Annotated in this window: 18 protein-coding genes; 9 read left to right on the top strand and 9 right to left on the bottom strand. The window is 75.0% G+C overall.

Translation table 11 applies throughout. The annotated features are described in order from the left end of the window. Positions 1-34: 34 nt before the first annotated feature. The 3 genes from SJ20_RS02720 to purD all read right to left on the bottom strand — a co-directional run bounded on the left by SJ20_RS02720 (position 35) and on the right by purD (position 3,454). Positions 35-1,042 carry a hypothetical protein gene (locus tag SJ20_RS02720; RefSeq protein ID WP_095353861.1) on the bottom strand — a complete coding sequence of 336 codons (1,008 nt, stop codon included), beginning with the start codon at positions 1,040-1,042 and terminating at the stop codon, positions 35-37. Positions 1,043-1,220: 178 nt separating this feature from the next. Further along, positions 1,221-2,168 (bottom strand): phosphoribosylaminoimidazolesuccinocarboxamide synthase, encoded by a 948-nt coding sequence (locus SJ20_RS02715; RefSeq protein WP_044658867.1) that lies wholly within the window; start codon positions 2,166-2,168, stop codon positions 1,221-1,223. Beyond that, complete coding sequence (purD, locus tag SJ20_RS02710; protein WP_044658866.1) at positions 2,165-3,454, bottom strand: phosphoribosylamine--glycine ligase; 1,290 nt, start codon at positions 3,452-3,454, stop codon at positions 2,165-2,167. Before purD ends, SJ20_RS02715 begins: the two co-directional genes overlap by 4 nt. Before the next feature lie 62 nt (positions 3,455-3,516). On the opposite strand from purD, the gene SJ20_RS02705 reads away from it, so the two are divergent. Continuing rightward, a complete protein-coding gene (locus tag SJ20_RS02705) occupies positions 3,517-3,786 on the top strand; it encodes a hypothetical protein (protein WP_002854007.1) in 270 nt (89 codons plus the stop codon). Positions 3,787-3,828: 42 nt separating this feature from the next. Here SJ20_RS02705 and SJ20_RS02700 read toward each other — a convergent pair whose 3' ends face one another. Continuing rightward, positions 3,829-4,458 (bottom strand): response regulator transcription factor, encoded by a 630-nt coding sequence (locus SJ20_RS02700; RefSeq protein ID WP_002854005.1) that lies wholly within the window; start codon positions 4,456-4,458, stop codon positions 3,829-3,831. Then, positions 4,455-5,831: a sensor histidine kinase gene (locus SJ20_RS02695; RefSeq protein ID WP_044658865.1), complete on the bottom strand. Its 1,377-nt coding sequence runs from the start codon at positions 5,829-5,831 to the stop codon at positions 4,455-4,457. The genes SJ20_RS02700 and SJ20_RS02695 overlap by 4 nt, the downstream gene beginning before the upstream one ends. A 187-nt stretch (positions 5,832-6,018) precedes the next feature. Here SJ20_RS02695 and SJ20_RS02690 point away from each other — a divergent pair, with 187 nt between their 5' ends. The 7 genes from SJ20_RS02690 to purM all read left to right on the top strand — a co-directional run bounded on the left by SJ20_RS02690 (position 6,019) and on the right by purM (position 13,056). After that, positions 6,019-7,170, top strand: a complete 1,152-nt coding sequence (locus SJ20_RS02690; protein ID WP_002854002.1) for an ABC transporter permease — start codon at positions 6,019-6,021, stop codon at positions 7,168-7,170. Positions 7,171-7,250: 80 nt separating this feature from the next. Continuing rightward, a complete protein-coding gene (locus SJ20_RS02685) occupies positions 7,251-8,048 on the top strand; it encodes an ABC transporter ATP-binding protein (protein ID WP_002854000.1) in 798 nt (265 codons plus the stop codon). A gap of 81 nt (positions 8,049-8,129) precedes the next feature. Next, positions 8,130-9,203 carry an asparaginase gene (locus tag SJ20_RS02680; protein ID WP_044658864.1) on the top strand — a complete coding sequence of 358 codons (1,074 nt, stop codon included), beginning with the start codon at positions 8,130-8,132 and terminating at the stop codon, positions 9,201-9,203. Next, positions 9,200-9,601 (top strand): sterol carrier family protein, encoded by a 402-nt coding sequence (locus tag SJ20_RS02675; RefSeq protein WP_044658863.1) that lies wholly within the window; start codon positions 9,200-9,202, stop codon positions 9,599-9,601. The genes SJ20_RS02680 and SJ20_RS02675 overlap by 4 nt, the downstream gene beginning before the upstream one ends. A gap of 283 nt (positions 9,602-9,884) precedes the next feature. Then, complete coding sequence (locus SJ20_RS02670) at positions 9,885-10,292, top strand: hypothetical protein (RefSeq protein ID WP_044658862.1); 408 nt, start codon at positions 9,885-9,887, stop codon at positions 10,290-10,292. Continuing rightward, positions 10,289-11,902: an amidophosphoribosyltransferase gene (gene purF, locus SJ20_RS02665; RefSeq protein ID WP_044658861.1), complete on the top strand. Its 1,614-nt coding sequence runs from the start codon at positions 10,289-10,291 to the stop codon at positions 11,900-11,902. The genes SJ20_RS02670 and purF overlap by 4 nt, the downstream gene beginning before the upstream one ends. Continuing rightward, entirely contained in the window at positions 11,899-13,056 is a 1,158-nt protein-coding gene (gene purM, locus SJ20_RS02660) for a phosphoribosylformylglycinamidine cyclo-ligase (RefSeq protein WP_044658860.1), read from the top strand. Before purF ends, purM begins: the two co-directional genes overlap by 4 nt. A 67-nt stretch (positions 13,057-13,123) precedes the next feature. Here the strand turns inward: purM and SJ20_RS12140 are convergent, their stop codons facing one another. The 4 genes from SJ20_RS12140 to SJ20_RS02645 all read right to left on the bottom strand — a co-directional run bounded on the left by SJ20_RS12140 (position 13,124) and on the right by SJ20_RS02645 (position 15,427). Beyond that, a complete protein-coding gene (locus tag SJ20_RS12140) occupies positions 13,124-13,501 on the bottom strand; it encodes a hypothetical protein (RefSeq protein WP_020624413.1) in 378 nt (125 codons plus the stop codon). A gap of 3 nt (positions 13,502-13,504) precedes the next feature. Continuing rightward, on the bottom strand, positions 13,505-14,113 hold the full coding sequence (locus tag SJ20_RS12135; RefSeq protein ID WP_235281236.1) for a type IV toxin-antitoxin system AbiEi family antitoxin domain-containing protein: 609 nt from the start codon (positions 14,111-14,113) through the stop codon (positions 13,505-13,507). A gap of 166 nt (positions 14,114-14,279) precedes the next feature. Beyond that, complete coding sequence (locus SJ20_RS02650) at positions 14,280-15,224, bottom strand: Sir2 family NAD-dependent protein deacetylase (protein WP_044658859.1); 945 nt, start codon at positions 15,222-15,224, stop codon at positions 14,280-14,282. Beyond that, on the bottom strand, positions 15,221-15,427 hold the full coding sequence (locus SJ20_RS02645) for a DUF3073 domain-containing protein (RefSeq protein WP_036314242.1): 207 nt from the start codon (positions 15,425-15,427) through the stop codon (positions 15,221-15,223). The genes SJ20_RS02650 and SJ20_RS02645 overlap by 4 nt, the downstream gene beginning before the upstream one ends. 294 nt (positions 15,428-15,721) lie before the next feature. On the opposite strand from SJ20_RS02645, the gene SJ20_RS02640 reads away from it, so the two are divergent. Next, entirely contained in the window at positions 15,722-17,131 is a 1,410-nt protein-coding gene (locus SJ20_RS02640) for a M20/M25/M40 family metallo-hydrolase (RefSeq protein ID WP_052833425.1), read from the top strand. Positions 17,132-17,166 lie beyond the last annotated feature (35 nt).

Here is a 17,166-nt window from a genome sequence, read left to right as displayed (position 1 = left end):
TATCCCACGTTCGAAAGTGCCCATTCGCCCGATTTCACGTTCGAAAGTTCTGCGGGGCGGGGCCGGAGGTGGAGGCCGCCCGCACGGCCCGGTCGTGGCGGACGACGGCGGCCACCACGGTTCGGAAGTCCTCGGCCAGGTCGGCGCCCATCACCGTGATGGACAGGTGGCCGGCCTCCTGCCAGAGACGGTCCCGCCGTGCGTCGCGTCGCTGCTGCTCCGGCGTGCGGTGGTGGCCGCCGTCGTAGTGGAGGGCCACGCGGGACCGTTCGACCACCATGTCCGCGTCGGTCCGCTCCCCTGCCGGTGAGACCAGCTGCGCCTGGAGGCGCGGCTCGGGGAGCCCGGCGTCGAGGAGCGCCAGCCGCAGCCGCGTCTCCGGAGGCGAGTCCGCCCCCACCCGGATCAGCGCCAGCGCAGCCCGGGCCACCCGCACGCCCTTGAACCGGCCCGCCCGCTCCAGCGCCGCGGAGAGCCGCGACGCCGTCGTGCGCGGCGGGAGTCGGGTCCCGTCGGCCCACGGACGGTTCACCAGCGCGTCCCCCGCGACGACGGCGTCCGCCACCTGATCCGGCCGCAGCAGGGAGCAGAGGTCCACCCACGTCCGCTCGAGCGAGGTGACCGGGACCCCGTGCACCTCCACGCGGTCCTCGGCCGGCACCGTGCGTCCGTGGCAGGCGACGCCCGCGCGCCCTGTCCGACCCGTGCGGTGCGGCCGGCTCACGTGCACCCGCATGTCCTCCTCGGCCCACCACGGCAGGATGAGCCCGTGCAGCCGCGCCGCCGTCAGATGCGAGGTGACCCCACGGGTCAGAGCCACCACGACGGCGGCCTCCTCCGGCGGCAGGGCCGCCACGGGGCGGGGGTATCCGAGCGCGCCCCACGACCCCGGCACGTCGACGACCGCGCGGTGTGCCCCGTGGGTGACCTGGCGCAGGTCGAGGCTGCGCAGCCGGTCGGAGGAGAGGCGGTCCAGGGCTTCGCGCCGGGTGAAGACGCGGCCGGCGAGGGCCGGCGGAAGGGGTGCGGGGCGGCGGGGCATGCGGCCAGGATGCGGGCGCCGTCGTCGTGGGCGGGCGTCCGGCCCCCTCCTGTGCGGGGCCGAACACCTGTGCAGGACCCGCCCCACCCCGCCCCACCCCGGACTTTCGAACGTGAAATCGGGCGAATGGGGACTTTCGAACGTGACAGAGGGCCTATCCCACGTTCGAAAGTCCGGGTCAGGCGTCGAAGGGGCGGCCCGTCAGGCGCTCGTACGCCTCCACGTAGCGGTCGCGGGTCTTGGCCACGACGTCGGCGGGCAGCGCCGGCGGGGCCTCCCCGCTGGTCTTGTCCCAGCCGGAGTCGGGGCCCGTGAGCCAGTCACGGACGAACTGCTTGTCGAAGCTCGCCTGGGGGCGGCCGGGCTCATAGTCCTCGGCGTCCCAGAACCGGGAGGAGTCCGGGGTGAGGACCTCGTCGCCCAGCACCACCTGGCCGGTGGCCGGGTCCACACCGAACTCGACCTTCGTGTCCGCCAGGATGATGCCGGCCTCGCGGGCGATCGCCTCGGCGCGGGCGTACAGGTCCAGGGTGAGGAACCGCAGGCGCTCGGCGGCCTCGGTGCCTACGCGCTCGACCATCTGCTCGAACGTGATGTTCTCGTCGTGCTCGCCGACCTCGGCCTTCGCGGACGGCGTGAAGATCGGCGGGTCGACCCGCGAGCCGTCCACGAGCCCGGCGGGCAGCGGCAGGCCGGCCACCGTGCCCGACGCGCGGTACTCGGCCAGGCCGGAGCCGGTCAGGTAGCCGCGGGCGATGCACTCCACGGGGAACATGTCCAGGCGCTTGACGATCATCGCCCGCCCGGCCACGGCCGCGGGCACGTCCGTGCTCACCACGTGGTGCTCGACCGGCTCGGCGTGGGCCCCGTTGTAGCCCTCGGCCAGCTTCTCGAACCACCACAGGGTCAGCCGGGTGAGGATGGCGCCCTTGTCCGGGATCGGCGGCTCCAGCACGTGGTCGTAGGCGCTGATCCGGTCGGAGGCCACCACGAGCAGCGTCGCGGACCGTCCCGGCTCGGCGTCGGCGGGCTCGTACAGGTCCCGCACCTTGCCCGAGTAGACGTGCCGCCAGCCCGGCAGCTCGAGGGCCTCGGCCCCCGTGAACCCCACGCGCTCCCCGCTCACTTCGCTCCCTCCGTCCCCGGCACGGTGATCTCGCCGCGCTCGGCCTTGAGTCCGATGTCCGTGCGCCACTGGGCGCCGTCGAACCGGATGCGCTCGACGCCCGCGTAGGCGCGCTCGCGCGCCTGGGCCAGGTCCGCCCCGCGCCCGACGACGGCCAGCACCCGGCCGCCCGCCGTCACCACGTCCTCACCGGACACCGCGGTGCCCGCGTGGATCACGTGCACGCCCTCGAGGCCGGCCGCGTCGGCCAGCCCGGTGATCACGTCGCCCTTCGAGGAGGAGGCCGGGTAGCCGGCCGAGGCCATGACCACGTCCACGGCGACGTCGTCGCTCCACTCGAGTCGACGGTCCGCGCCGAGCCGGCCGGCCGCGGCGTCGGCGAGCAGCCCGCCCAGGGGCGTCTCGAGGCGGGCGAGCACGGCCTGGGTCTCGGGGTCGCCGAAGCGCACGTTGAACTCGATGACCTCCACGCCCTCGGCGGTCACGGCCAGGCCGCAGAACAGCACGCCCGTGAACGGGGTGCCGCGGCGGGCCATTTCGGCGAGCACGGGGCGGGCCACGCGGTCCATGACCTCGTCCGTGAAGCCCTCGGGCAGCCACGGCAGCGGCGTGTACGCGCCCATGCCGCCGGTGTTGGGGCCGGCGTCGCCGTCGTGGATGCGCTTGAAGTCCTGGGCGGGGGTGAGGGCGACGGCGGCCTCGCCGTCGCAGATCACGAAGAGGGAGACCTCGGGGCCGTCCAGGAAGTCCTCGATCACCACGGTGCCGCCGGCGGCGAAGCAGGCCTCGGCGTGGGCGAGGGCCTCGGCGCGGTCGGAGGTGACCACGACGCCCTTGCCCGCGGCCAGACCGTCGTCCTTGACGACGTGCGGGGCGCCGAACTCGTCGAGGGCGGCGGCGGCCTCCGCGGCGGTGGTGCACACGCGGGAGCCGGCGGTGGGCACGCCCGCGGCGGCCATGACCTCCTTGGCGAAGGCCTTGGACGCCTCGAGCTGCGCGGCGGCCTGCGAGGGGCCGAACACGGCGAACCCGGCCTCGCGCAGGGCGTCGGAGACGCCGGCGGCCAGCGGGGCCTCGGGTCCGACGACGACGAGGTCGGCCCCCAGCTCGCGCGCGAGCTCCACGACGGCGGCCGGGTTGGTGGCCTCGACGGCGTGGAGGGTGGCGAGGTCGGCCATGCCGGCGTTGCCGGGCGCCGCGTGGAGGGCGCTGACCTGCGGATCACGGGAGAGGGCGGTGAGCAGCGCGTGTTCGCGGCCGCCGTTGCCGAGCACAAGGGTCTTCACGAGCCTCAAGCCTACGCGGTGGCCCTGGCCCGGCCCGGCCCGTGGCCCCTACGGTGGAGCGCATGACGATGCCTCCCCTCCACCACGGTCAGCCCGGCGACGACGGTGACCCCCGTGACCCCCGCCATCGGCCCGGTGCGGGACTGGGCCCCGGGCTGCGCACGGTCTGGACGTTCGTCGGCGTGATGTTCACGTGCGCCCTGATCGTCTTCTGGACGCTGCGGGGGTTCGGCGTCCAGCGCGGCGACCTCAGCCTGCCCGCCGCGCTCGGCGTGCTGGCGCTGGCCGCCGTCGCCGCGGCGGTGATCACCCGGTACGTGCGGCGCCGCTGAGCGGGGCCGGGCCCTCGAACGCCGGCCGCCCCGGCCTGCCCGTCAGCGGATGATGCGCCGTCGCCGGGCCTCGTCGACGGCGCGGGTGCGGTTGTCCACGCCGAGCTTCTGGAAGATGTGCACCAGGTGCGTCTTCACGGTGGCCTCGGAGATGAACAGCTCCTTCGCGGCCATCTTGTTCGTGGCGCCCCGCGCGATCAGCTCGAGCAGCTCGATCTCCCGCTCGGACAGCACCTCGGAGCCGCCGGACATGCGCCCCATCAGCGTGGCCGCGACCTGCGGGGCCAGGGCCTTGCGCCCCGCCGCCGCCTGCCGCACCGCCGAGGCGATCTCCTCGCTCGGGGCGTCCTTGAGCAGGTAGCCGGCGGCGCCCGCGTTCACGGCCGCGAGGATGTCCGCTTCCGTGTCGAAGGTCGTCAGGATCAGCACCTGCACCCCCGGCCACCGCTCCCGCACGGCGCGGGTGGCGGTCACGCCGTCCATGCCCGCGCCCATCTGCAGGTCCATCAGCACGACGTCCACCGTGGGCTCTCCCGCCTCCAGGACGCCGATCGCCTCCGCCCCGTCGGCGGCCTCGGCCACCACGGTCAGGTCCGGGTGCGCCTCGACGACGGCCCGCACCCCCGCCCGCACCACGGGGTGGTCGTCCACCAGCATCACGCGCACGCTCATGCGGTCTCCTCACTCTCGGTCTCCTCGGGATCCGCGCCCCGGCCGGCCCCGGCGGCGGCCAGTGGCACCCGCAGCGCCACCACGGTGCCCTCGCCGGGGGCGGACTCGACGGTGGCCTCGCCGCCCACCGCCGCGAGGCGCTCGCGCACGCTCGCCAGTCCCACGCCGGTCCCCGCCCCCGGGTCGGCACCGGAGGCTCCGGCCCGGGCGCGGGCCACGACGACGGCCGGGTCGAACCCCGCGCCGTCGTCGGCCACGTCCACCGTGAGCTCGTCGCCGAGGTAGCCCAGCGTGACGCGGGCGCGCCGGGCGCCCGCGTGGGCGCCGACGTTCGCCAGGGACGCCTGCACGGCCCGCAGCACGGCGGTCTCCACGGCCTCGGCGACCGCGACCGGCTCCCCCACGACCTCGACGTCCGCGGCCACGGGCGTCCCGGCGGCGGCCTGCCGGTCGGCGAACCCGGCGACCGCGCGCTCGAGCGCCTCGACGAGGGACGGCGCCCCGGTGCCGCGCAGGTCGCGGACGAAGCGGCGGGACTCGGCGAGGTTCTCGACGGCCGTGGCGCGCACGGTCTCCATGCGCTGCCGGGCCAGGGCGGGGTCGGCGGCGTCGAGCGCGTCCTGGGCCGCGCGCGAGACCAGCACGATCGAGGCCAGCCCCTGGGTGAGGGTGTCGTGGATCTCGCGGGCGAGCCGCTCCCGCTCGGCGCTCACCCCCGCCCGGTGCTCCGTGCGCGCGAGCTCCGCCTGCGCGGCGCGCAGCTGCTCGGCCACGGCACGCTGGCGTTCGGACTCGGCGTGCAGGGCGCGGTACGCCTCGGAGAGCACCACGGCCACGGCGGCGCCCACCAGCGGGCCGATCACGGCCGGCACCCGCACGCCGCCGGCGCCCGACGCCATCCCGGCCACCACGACGACGGCCATCGCCACGACCATCACGGGCCCGACCACGTGGCGCACCCACGCCTGCCGGGTCACCCGGCCGACCACGTGCAGGACGACGAAGAAGAGGGGGAAGGCGACCCACGCGAAGTCGCCGTGGTGGGCCACGAGCAGGCCCCACAGCAGCAGCACCAGGGCCAGCCAGGCGACCGCCGGACCGCGCCCGACGTCGTCGCCCCGGGCCCACCGGCGCCGCTCCAGCACGGTCCCGGCCAGGTAGACGCCCGCCAGCGCGGCGGTCAGCAGCACCAGGGTGGTGGCCGGGAACGGACCGGACGCCTCCGGGGACCGGTCCGCGAGCGCGCGCGCCAGCCCCACGGTGAGCAGCGCGGCGAACGTGACGTGCAGGGCCACGCGCAGGCCGGCGAGCACGGCGGTGGTGCCGGTCTCGGTGGCCGCCGGGGGCACGGCGGCGCGGGGGGCGACGGACATGGCTCCACCCTAGGGCGCGCCCCAGACGCGACAACGGCCCGCGGCCCCGGGGCCGCGCCGCTGCGCCGCCGGGATCAACCATTCGGTTGACCGGGTCCAGCCGCCGCGGGCGATGTGCCGACCCCTCCCCGCGCGAGACCGTGGAGGCAACCTCAGGACAGACCTCTTCCAGGAAAGGACGCGCCCCGTGTTCCTCGCACTCCGCGACCTCCGCTTCGCCACCGGACGGTTCGCCCTCATGGGTTCCGTGGTGGCCCTCATCAGCCTGCTGCTCGTCATGCTCTCCGGCCTCACGGCCGGCCTGGGCGGGCAGAACACCGCCGCGATCGACCGCCTCGGCGAGCAGGGCGTGCAGCGTCTGGTCTTCGGCGGCGCGGCGGGCCAGGAGCCCACCGCGTCGTTCACCCAGTCCGAGTTCACCGTGGCCCAGCGCGACGCGTGGGCGGCCACGGACGGCGTGGCCTCCGTCGAGCCGCTCGGGGTGAGCCAGGGTCGGGCCGTCGGGCTCGAGCACCCCGTGGACACGGACCCGCAGCGCCGCGCGGACGTGTCCGGCGAGCCCACCACCGGCGTGGCCACCACCGCGTTCATCGGCCTCACCCCGGGCGGCTCCGACGCGCCGGCCGGCGTCGAGCCCGGGCAGATCGTGCTCAGCCAGGACGTGGCCGACTCCCTCCACGCCCAGGCGGGTGACGCCGTCGCGGTCTCCGGCTTCGTGTACACCGTGGCCGACGTGGTGTCGACCGAGTACTACTCCCACTCCCCCGTGACGTGGCTGGCGCTCGAGGACTGGAACGCCATCTCGCACACCGCCGACGACGCGGTGCTCGGCACCGCCGGCCTCGTGCGCTTCGACGCCGGCGCCGACGTCGACGCCGTGGCCGACGCCGGCGACGACGCCGCGGGCACCGTCGCCGAGACCGTGAAGGGCTCCTACGCCGCCCTGCCCAGCTACCGGTCGGAGAACGGCTCCCTGATGACCATGCAGGGCTTCCTGTACGGCATCTCGGCGCTCGTGGTGATCGCGTTCCTGTCCATCTGGACGGTGCAGCGCACCCGCGACATCGCGGTGCTCAAGGCCCTCGGCGGCTCGAACGGCTGGGTGCTGAAGGACTCGCTCGCGCAGGCCGCGTTCGTGCTCGTCGGCGGCGTGGCCGTGGGCACCGGGCTGGCCGCCGCGATCGGCGCGTTCGCGGGGCGGGCCGTCCCGTTCGAGCTCTCGTGGGCCACCACCGCGGTGCCCGCCGCCGGGGTCCTCGTGCTCGGCATGCTCGCCGCCGTCGTCGCGGTCTTCCGCGTCACCCGGATCGACCCGCTGGTCGCCCTCGGCGGCAACTGACCGCCTCTGACGACGGCGCCGCCCGGCGCCGTCGTCCCCCTCGGCTCCGCCTCGCCCCCGCTTGGAGAAAGGACCTCCCCATGACCGCCCTCACCGCCCCGCAGGCCGACCTCGACACCCTCCGCACCCCGGCCGCCGCGGCCGCCCACCGCGTCGCCGCCGAGCGCCCCGCCGCCGCGGCCGACGCCACCCCCGCGCTGTCCGTGCGCGACCTCGTCCTGGAGTACCCGGACGGCGAGCGCGGCGTGCTGCGTGCCCTGGACGAGGTCAGCCTGGACCTGCTCCCCGGCACGTTCACCGCGATGGTCGGCCCGTCCGGCTCGGGCAAGTCCTCCCTGCTGGCGGTGGCCGCGGGCCTCGTGACGCCCACCTCCGGCAGCGTGTCCGTGGCCGGCCGCGAGATGGCCGGGCTGTCCCGGAAGGAGCGCACCGCGCTGCGCGGCCAGGAGATCGGCATGATCTTCCAGCAGCCCAACCTCATCCCGTCCCTCACCGCCGCCGAGCAGCTCGAGCTGACCGTGCACCTGGACCGCGACGCCACCCGCGCGGACCGCAAAGCTGCCAGGGCGCGGGCCCTGGAACTGCTCGAGCGAGTGGACCTGGCCGACCAGGCCCGCAAGCGCCCGCACCAGCTCTCGGGCGGCCAGCGGCAGCGCGTGAACATCGTGCGCGCGCTCATGGCCTCCCCGACGCTGCTGCTCGTGGACGAGCCCACCTCCGCGCTGGACCGCGAGCGCTCGGCCGCCGTCGTGGACCTGCTGGGCACGCTGACCCGCGAGGAGCAGGTGGCGACGCTCATGGTCACGCACGACCACGAGTTCCTCTCCGCCACGGACCGCACCCTGACCATGGTGGACGGGCGGCTCTCCGCGGAGTGAGCCGGTGACGTCGCCGGACCCGGCCCGGCCCACCGGCCCCGGACGCCCGGCGCGTCCGGGGCCCTCGCTACCCTGGACCGCATGACCCACGCCACCGTCGCCCCCGCGGGCGAGACCTTCGCCCTGTCCGACGCCGTCGAGCTCGTGGAGACCGTCCGCAACGGCTTCGTCGAGTCCCGCACGGCGGGCGCCGCCGTCGTGACCGGCCCCGACGGGCGGGTGCTGGCCGGGCTCGGCCCCGCAGACGCGCTGATCTACCCGCGCTCCACGCTGAAGCCGTTCCAGGCCGTCGCGTCGCTGCGCCACGGGGCGGCGCTGGCAGGTGAGGCCCTGTCCATCGCGTGCGGCTCGCACCGGGGCACGCTCCGGCACCAGGCGCTGGCCGAGCGCATGCTCGCGGACGCCGGCCTCGACGCGTCCGCCCTGCGGTGTCCGCCGGCCTGGCCCGCGGACACCTCCGAGGTCGTGGCCCAGGTCCGCCGCGACGGCGAGGCCGCCGCCGCGACCCCGCTGGCCTTCAACTGCTCCGGCAAGCACGCCGGCTTCCTCGCGGCCTGCGCGGCATCCGGGCACGACGTCGCCACGTACCTCGACCCGGCGCACCCCCTGCAGCGCGAGGTGGACGCGGTGATCGCCGAATACTGCGGCGAGCCGGTGGCCCACACCGGTGTGGACGGCTGCGGCGCCCCCGCCGCCGTCATCTCGCTGGCGGGCCTGGCCCGCGGCATCGGGCGGGTCGCCGCGGCACCCGGCCGCGCCGACGCGGACCCGCACGCGGCCGCCGTCGCCACCGCGATGCTCGAGCACCCGTGGGCCGTCCACGGGGAGACGAGCTCCAACACCGTGGTGATGCGCGAGCTCGGCCTGCTCGCCAAGGCGGGCGCGGACGGCGTCCTCGTCATGGCCGCGCCGGACGGCACGGCCGTGGCCGTCAAGGCGCTCGACGGCGGCAGGCGGGCCGGCGACCTGGTCGCGCTCGCGCTGCTGGCCCGGTTCGCCCCGGACCACGTGGACCGGGCGACGCTGCCGGGCGTGCTGGCCGCCGTCGTGCCCCCGGTGCTCGGCCGGGGTGAGCCGGTCGGTGAGATCCGCCTGGCCGCGCCGGTGCGGGACCTCGTGGGGGACGTCCTGCCGGCCTTCGAGGCGCGGGCGTGACCACCGGCTCCGTGCCCCGCCGCCGGGTGCCTGTCGTCGAGGGCCACGCGGCGCTGCTGGCGTGGGCACGCGCCCACGAGGAGGACCCCGCGGCGGCCGCCGCGCTGCCGCGCCCCACGCGGGCCATGGCGGTGCGCTTCGCGCTCGAGGAGCTGGCGACCCGCGTGCCCGGGAACTCGGTGGAGGTGCGCGTGCCGCCCTTCGGCGTCGCCCAGTGCCTCCCCGGGCCCCGGCACACCCGCGGCACCCCGCCCAACGTGGTGGAGATGGACGCCGTGACATGGCTGTCCCTGGCCACGGGGCTGACGACCTGGGAGGACGCGACGGCGGCCGGCGGCGTGCGCGCCTCGGGCGTGCGGGCCGACCTCGGCGCGCACCTGCCGCTCGTGCGGCCGTGAGCGAGGGGTGTCCGGCAGTCCTCTCGGCGGCACCGACCGTTCGAACGTCGGCACCGTTCCTCGTCGCGGGATGCAGCTCTGCCGATCCCGCCCCGGACACCGCGGCGAAGGCACAGCTCGCCCGTGCCTGCGGGCAGGTCGTGCTCCCGCTGGAGGAGTATCAGGCCGCGGTCGACGAGCTCAACGTCACGCAACGCGCCGGCCAGAGCGTGCTCCGGGAGTGCCGCCACCGCCGCGGGCACGCGCGACTGGCCCCAGCGGCCGACTCGATAGACTGGCGCGCATGACCTCCGCCCCCGAGCCGACCCCCGATCAGCGCGCCTACACCGTCCGTCGCGCCCCGCGGCTGACCGCGGTGCTCGCGGTGGCGCTCGCGCTCGGCCTGCTGATCGCACTCGTGATTACCACCGCGGTCCACGCCTCCCCCACCCCGCCCGCGGACCCGTACTCCGGCATCCCGCTCTCCTTCTCGGAGACGTTCGGCTTCGCATCGCTGCTGAGCATGCTCGGCACGAGCGTGCTCGGGCTGCTCGTGTGGCTGCTGCTGGACCGCCGCTCCCGGTCGACCGCGCGCACCGTGGTCCTCGAGCGCACCGACGACCCGGCCGTGGCGGACGTCCGCCTGGACCGTGTGGACGCGGGTGCCCCGCCCGCCCGCACCACCCCCACCGAAAGGACCCCCGAGCAGTGATCGCACCGCGCACCCGACGAGGCGACGGCCGCCTGACCGCCGCCCTCGACCCCCAGGACCAGGGGCCGCAGGACGAATGCGGCGTGTTCGGCGTGTGGGCGCCGGGCGAGGAGGTCGCGAAACTGGCCTACTACGGCCTGTACGCCCTCCAGCACCGCGGCCAGGAGTCCGCGGGCATCGCCGTCTCGGACGGCGGGCGCATCGCCGTCTACAAGGACATCGGCCTGGTCTCCCAGGTGTTCGACGAGGCCACGCTGACCGCACTGAGCGGCCACATCGCCGTTGGCCACTGCCGCTACTCCACCACCGGCGTGAACAAGTGGGCCAACGCCCAGCCCACCCTGGGCGCCACCGCCGACGACGGCACGGTCGCCCTGGCGCACAACGGCAACCTCGTGAACTCCGCGGAGCTGCTGCGCATGGTGCACGCCGCGGACGGCCGCCACACCCACGGTGAGATGAAGCAGGGCAACACCACGGACACCGCCCTGGTCACGGCCCTGCTGCACGGCGCCCCCGGGGACCGCCTCGAGGAGACCGCCCTCGAGCTGCTGCCGAAGATCCGCGGCGCCTACTGCTTCGTGTTCATGGACGAGCACACCCTCTACGCCGCCCGCGACCCGCAGGGCGTGCGCCCGCTCGTGCTCGGCCGCCTCGAGCGGGGCTGGGTGGTGGCCTCCGAGCAGTCGGCCCTCGCCACCGTCGGCGCCTCGTTCATCCGGGAGGTCGAGCCCGGCGAGATGATCGCGATCGACGAGGAGGGCATCCGCTCCACCCGCTTCGCCGAGTCCAAGCCGGCCGGCTGCGTGTTCGAGTACGTGTACCTCGCCCGGCCGGACGCCACGATCGCCGGGCGCTCCGTGTACGAGTCCCGCGTGGAGATGGGCCGCCGCCTCGCGCTCGAGCAGCCGGTCGACGCCGACGTCGTGATCCCCGTGCCCGAGTCCGGCACGCCCGCCGCCGTGGGCTACGCGGACGCCTCGGGCCTGCCGTTCCGCCAGGGCTTCGTGAAGAACGCGTACGTGGGCCGCACCTTCATCCAGCCGTCCCAGACGCTGCGCCAGCTCGGCATCCGCCTCAAGCTCAACGTCCAGTCCACCGTGGTGGCCGGCAAGCGCGTCGTGGTGGTGGACGACTCGATCGTGCGGGGCAACACCCAGCGCGCCGTCGTGCGGATGCTCAAGGAGGCCGGCGCCGCCGAGGTGCACGTGAAGATCTCCTCCCCGCCCGTGAAGTGGCCCTGCTTCTACGGCATCGACTTCGCCACCCGCGCCGAGCTCATCGCCAACGGCGCCGCGGTGGACCAGATCGCCGCATCCATCGGCGCCGACTCGCTGGTCTACATCAGCGAGGAGGGCATGATCGAGGCCACCGGGCAGCCGCGCGAGCGCCTGTGCACCGCCTGCTTCACCGGTGACTACCCGATCCCGCTGGCCGACGAGGGCGAGCGCGGCAAGGGCCTGCTGGAGCCGGTCGCCGTGTCGCCCGCGTCCACCGTGGTGCTGGACGTGGACGGCGAGACCACCACCGTGACCGCCACGGGCTGCGAGCCCGGCCCGGACGCCGACGACGAGAAGCTGCTCACCGAGACGGACAGGACCCCGCTGTGACCCCGAACCAGACCCCCTCCTCCGCCGCCCCGATCACCTACGCCTCGGCCGGCGTCGACGTGGAGGCCGGCGACCGCGCCGTCGAGCTGATGAAGGACGCCGTGAAGGCCACCCACACCCCCGAGGTCATGGGCGGCATCGGCGGCTTCGCCGGCATGTGGGACGCCTCCGCGCTGCTGCAGTACCGCAAGCCGCTGCTCACCACGTCCACGGACGGTGTCGGCACCAAGGTGGCGATCGCGCAGGCGATGGACAAGCACGACACCATCGGCCAGGACCTCGTGGGCATGGTCGTGGACGACATCGTGGTGGTCGGCGCCCAGCCCCTGTTCATGACCGACTACATCGCATGCGGCAGGGTCGTGCCCGAGCGCATCGCGGACATCGTGCGCGGCGTGGCCGAGGGCTGCCGCCTGGCCGACACTGCGCTCGTGGGCGGCGAGACCGCCGAGCACCCGGGCCTGCTGGCCGCGGAAGAGTACGACGTGGCGGGCGCGGCCACCGGCGTGGTCGAGGCGGACATGGTCCTGGGCGCGGAGCGGGTGCAGTCCGGCGACGTCGTGATCGGCATGGCCTCCTCCGGCATCCACTCGAACGGCTACTCGCTCGTGCGCCGCGTGGTGAACGCCGCGGGCTGGTCCCTGGACCGCGAGGTCACCGAGCTCGGCTGCACCCTCGGCGAGGAGCTGCTCGTGCCGACCCGCATCTACTCCCGCGCCTGCCTCGACCTGGTGCAGCGCCTCAACGGCCACGACGGCGGCTCGGACCTGCCGGTGCGCGCGTTCAGCCACGTGACCGGCGGCGGCCTGGCCGCGAACCTGGCGCGCGTGCTCCCGCAGGGCCTCATGGCGACCGTCGAGCGCGACACCTGGTCCCTGCCGCCCGTGTTCCGCCTGGTGGGCGAGCTCGGCCGCGTTCCGCAGTCCGACCTCGAGCGCACCCTCAACCTCGGCGTGGGCATGGTGGCCGTGGTGGACCCGGAGGTGGCCGCGACGTCGATCTCCGTGCTCGTGGACGCCGGCATCGACGCGTGGGAGATGGGCACCATCGGCGCCCTCACCGACGACGCGGCGGCCGCAGGCCTGGACTTCGTGCAGGGCGCCAAGGGCGTCGACGGCGGCGCCGTGCTGATGCGCGGCCAGTACGCCGCCTGACCCCCCGGGGGCGTTTTCGTTCGGGAAACGGCGGCCTCCGGGGTGTTTTCGTTCGGGAAACGGCGGTTCACGACGCGAACACCCGCCCGCCGAGCCGGGCCCGGTGCGTCTGCACCTCGGCGACGACGCGCCGGAAGTCGTCCCGTGCGTCGTCCACCGTGGCCCAGATCTGCGTCCAGCCCGCGCGCGCCCAGCCCTCGTCTCGCCACGCGTCCACGGCGACCTGTGCCGGGTCGAGGTGGTGACCGCCGTCGTAGTGGACCACCATGCGCCACTGCCGCCACCCCAGATCCGCGTCCGGCGACCGCGCCCGGCCCGGGTGCAGCACCAGCTGGAGCTCCGGCTCGGGCAGGCCGGCGTGGAGCAGGGCCAGTCGCAGGGCTGTCTCCTGTGGGGAGTCCGCGCCCACCCGCACCAGCTGGAGGGCGGCACGGGCGGTGCGCACTCCCTAGAACCGCCCGGCACGCAGGAGCGCGGACCGCAGGGCCGCCGTCGTGGTCCGTGGTGAGCGGCGCCCCTCCGGCGACCACGGCCGGTGGACGAGAGCGTCCCCGGCCGCCACGACGGGCACGAGCATGCCTGGACGGAGCAGTGCGGCCAGATCCGCCCAGGATCGCTCCAGGCTCGTCAGGCGGATCCCGTGGAGGACGGTCACATCCGCGGCCGGGACGAGGCGGGCATGCGAGGTGATCTCTGGGCGGACGCTCGCCCCGCGCGGGTGTGGCCGGGACACGTGCACCGTGCCGTCCTCCGCCAGGAACGGCGGCAGCGGCACGCGGTGCAGGAGCAGCGCCGTGAGGTGGGAGGCCACTCCCCCGCTCGCCTCCACGACCGCGGCCATCTCCTCCGGCGCGAAGGGAGCGGGCGCCTCGGCGTAGCCGAGATCCGCCCACGAGCCGAGGTGGTCAGTCCGGAGCCGATGGACCCCATGCGTCACGCGCCGCACGTCACCGCCGCGGACCAGTCGCTCCGAGACCCCGGCCGCGCGCAGGTCGCCACGGGTGAACGGCCGGCCGGTCTCGACGATGTCCGGCAGGGGCAGGGAAGACGTGGCCATGCCCGTGACGATGGCTCAACCCGGCCTATCCCGCCCGCTCAGGAGCACCCACCGTGGACGACGACGTCGGCGGCGCCACCTGTGCAGGAGTCGTGCGTGGCCCCGGGCCACCCGGTGTCCACACCCCCGGCGCCCGCCGTTTCCCGCACGAAAACGTGGGTGGGGGTCAGAGGCGGGCGTCGAGCCAGGCCAGCGCGTCGGCGACCGGGGCGCGCCAGCGCCAGCGGGCCTTGGCGTCGGCGCGGGTGGGGCCGAGGTTGATCAGCCCCGTCTCATGCCCGGCCCGCTCGGCCCGCAGCACGAACCGGTAGCCGCTCATCACGGCCAGCGAGGTGCCGACGGCGAGCACCGTGCCGCCGTCGTCGGCCATCGCCTCCGCGGCCGCGCGCCGCGCCGCGGGCACGGACTCGCCGAAGTACACGACGTCCGGCTTGAGCTTCACGGAGCCGCACACCCGGCAGCCGACCATCGTGAACTCCTCCACCCAGTGCTGGTCGAGGGAGACGTCCCCGTCGGGGTTCACGGCGTCCGGGTCGATCGCCACGCGCTCGAGGTAGCCCGGATTGGCGGCCTCGAGCCGCAGGTCCAGGTCACGGCGGGACTCGGTGGCCCCGCAGTTCAGGCAGGCCACGCGCGCCAGGTCCCCGTGGAGCTCGATCAGCCGGTCCTCCGGCATCCCCGCCGCGCGTCCGGCCTCGGCGTGCAGCCCGTCCACGTTCTGGGTCAGGACGCCGGCGATCCGCCCCTCGGCCGCCCAGCGCGCGAGGATGCGGTGCGCCTCGTTCGGGCGGGCCTGGTCCATGCGGCGCCAGCCCACGAACGAGCGCGCCCAGTAGCGGTGGCGGGCGGCCGGGTCGTCCCGGAACTCCTGGTACGTCATCGGCCGGTGGCGGTGCAGGGACCCGTTCGGCCCCCGGTAGTCCGGGATGCCGGAGTCCGTGGACACGCCGGCCCCGGTGATCACGAGCGGGCGGGACTCCTCCATCAGACGCAGCAGACCCCGAGACGCCGTCTCGGGGTCCTGCAGCGGTGCTGTCTCATCCACCACCCTGGCGATCGACCGCAGGGCGGCCTGATGCCCGTCCAGGGCCGGATGCCGTGCGGGCGTCATCGCGCCCGCGCGTCGTCGTCCTCGTCCTCCGCGTAGAGGTCCGCGTACGGATCCTCGTACTCGGGCTCCTGGTCCTGCTCCGGGCCGCGCGTGCGTCCGCCCGTGAGCTCTCGCTCCAGTGCCGAGAGGTCTGTTCCGGGAGAGAAGTACTTCATCTCCCGTGCCTGCTTCGTGGCCTTCGCCTTCTGACGGCCGCGCCCCATGAGCGTGACCCCCTTCGCATCTCTCGCCGCCTCGGATCTGTGGCGCACAGGGGCCCGCCGAGGTCTTCACTGGTCAATATGGTTCGTGCGGACAAGGATACATGACCCGCCGGACGGCCTGTGGACGACGACGACCGGCCCGGTCCGGCGGGGCGTGCAGTGGCGCCGGGTGCGGCGCGGGCGGCCGCGGCACGGGCGGCATCCGGCTGGACGGGCGTGACACACACCCTGTACGGACGCTGGACGAGCGGCTAGGTTGCGTACGTCACATCCGCCCCGACGATGAGGATGCCCATGCGCCGCACCCCCACCCTGCTGGCCGCCGCCACCCTGGCCGCCACGCTCGCCGCCGCCCCCGTCTCGATCGCCGCCCCGGCCGCCCCGGCGCAGGCCACCGCAGCCACCGCGCAGACCGCCGACCGGGGCCTGGGCCCCGGCCAGAACCGTGCCGGCGGCAACCCGAACTCACCGGAGAAGCTGGTCCGATCCATCTCCTCGGACCACCTCCGCCAGGACATCGAGGCGTTCGCGGCCATCGCGGACGAGCACGGCAACCGCGCCGCGGGCACGCCGGGCTTCCAGGCCTCGCTCGACTACGCCGTGGGCGAGCTCGAGGAGGCCGGCTACGACGTCGAGCTCCAGGAGTTCGAGATCACCTACACCGAGACCCTGCGGGACCGGCTCGCGCAGACCGGACCCGTCCAGCGCGACCTCGAGCACACCGTCTTCACGTCCTCGCCGTCAGCGCAGGTCACCGACGCCCCGCTCGCCGCCCCCGCCGGCGCCGCCACCGGCTGCGCCGACGCGGACTGGGCCGACGCGGACCTGACCGGCAGCGTCGCCCTGGTCTCCCGGGGCGACTGCACCTTCGCCCAGAAGTCCCAGGTCGCGGCCGCCTCCGGTGCCGAGGCCGTCATCATCTACAACAACGCCGAGGGCGCGCTGAACGGCACCCTGGGCGCCGCGCCGGGCGACGTCGTCGGGACCGTGGGCGTGACCCGCGAGCTGGGCGCCGATCTGCTGGCCCAGACCCGCGCCGGCGGCGCCACCGTCACCCTGGACCTCGAGCAGCTTGTGGAGCAGCGGCCCACCTGGAACGTGCTGGCGGAGACGCGCACGGGCAGCGACGACGACGTCGTGATGCTCGGCGCCCACCTGGACGGCGTGCCGGAGGGCCCGGGCATCCACGACAACGCCTCGGGCGTCGCGGCGACCCTCGAGGTCGCGCGCCAGGCCGCCAAGGCCAACAAGGCCGAGAGCAAGGTCCGCTTCGCCCTGTGGGGCGCCGAGGAGATCGGCCTGCTGGGCTCGCACCACTACGTGGACACCCTGACCGCCGCGGAGCGTGAGGACATCATCCTCTACACCAACCTGGACATGGTGGCCCCGCTGGACCACCAGAACACGCTCGGCGTGCTCACGGCCGACTGGTCGATCGGTGCTGAGTCCCTGCTCGGCGCGCAGCTCGACCGCGACGGCCACACGCACCAGCCCGAGGGCAGCAACGGCCGCTCGGACTACGCGCCGTTCGTGGACGCGGGCATCGCCTCGACGGGCCTGCTCTCGATCCGCGACGACAACTACCACACGCCCCAGGACGACATCGACAACGTCTCCATCACCACGCTGACCCACACGGCCCGCGCGGTGGCGAACCTGATCGGCACCCTCCAGCAGGACGCCGACGCCCTCGGCACCCGCTGACCCGAGGCGTCCGCCCGTCTCGCAGATGCCGTCGG

This window comes from Micrococcus sp. MS-ASIII-49 (assembly GCF_000946635.1).
Classification (GTDB): domain Bacteria; phylum Actinomycetota; class Actinomycetes; order Actinomycetales; family Micrococcaceae; genus Micrococcus; species Micrococcus luteus.
The sequence above is the reverse complement of the archived record's forward strand: the minus strand, read 5'-3'. Positions and strand labels throughout refer to the sequence as shown.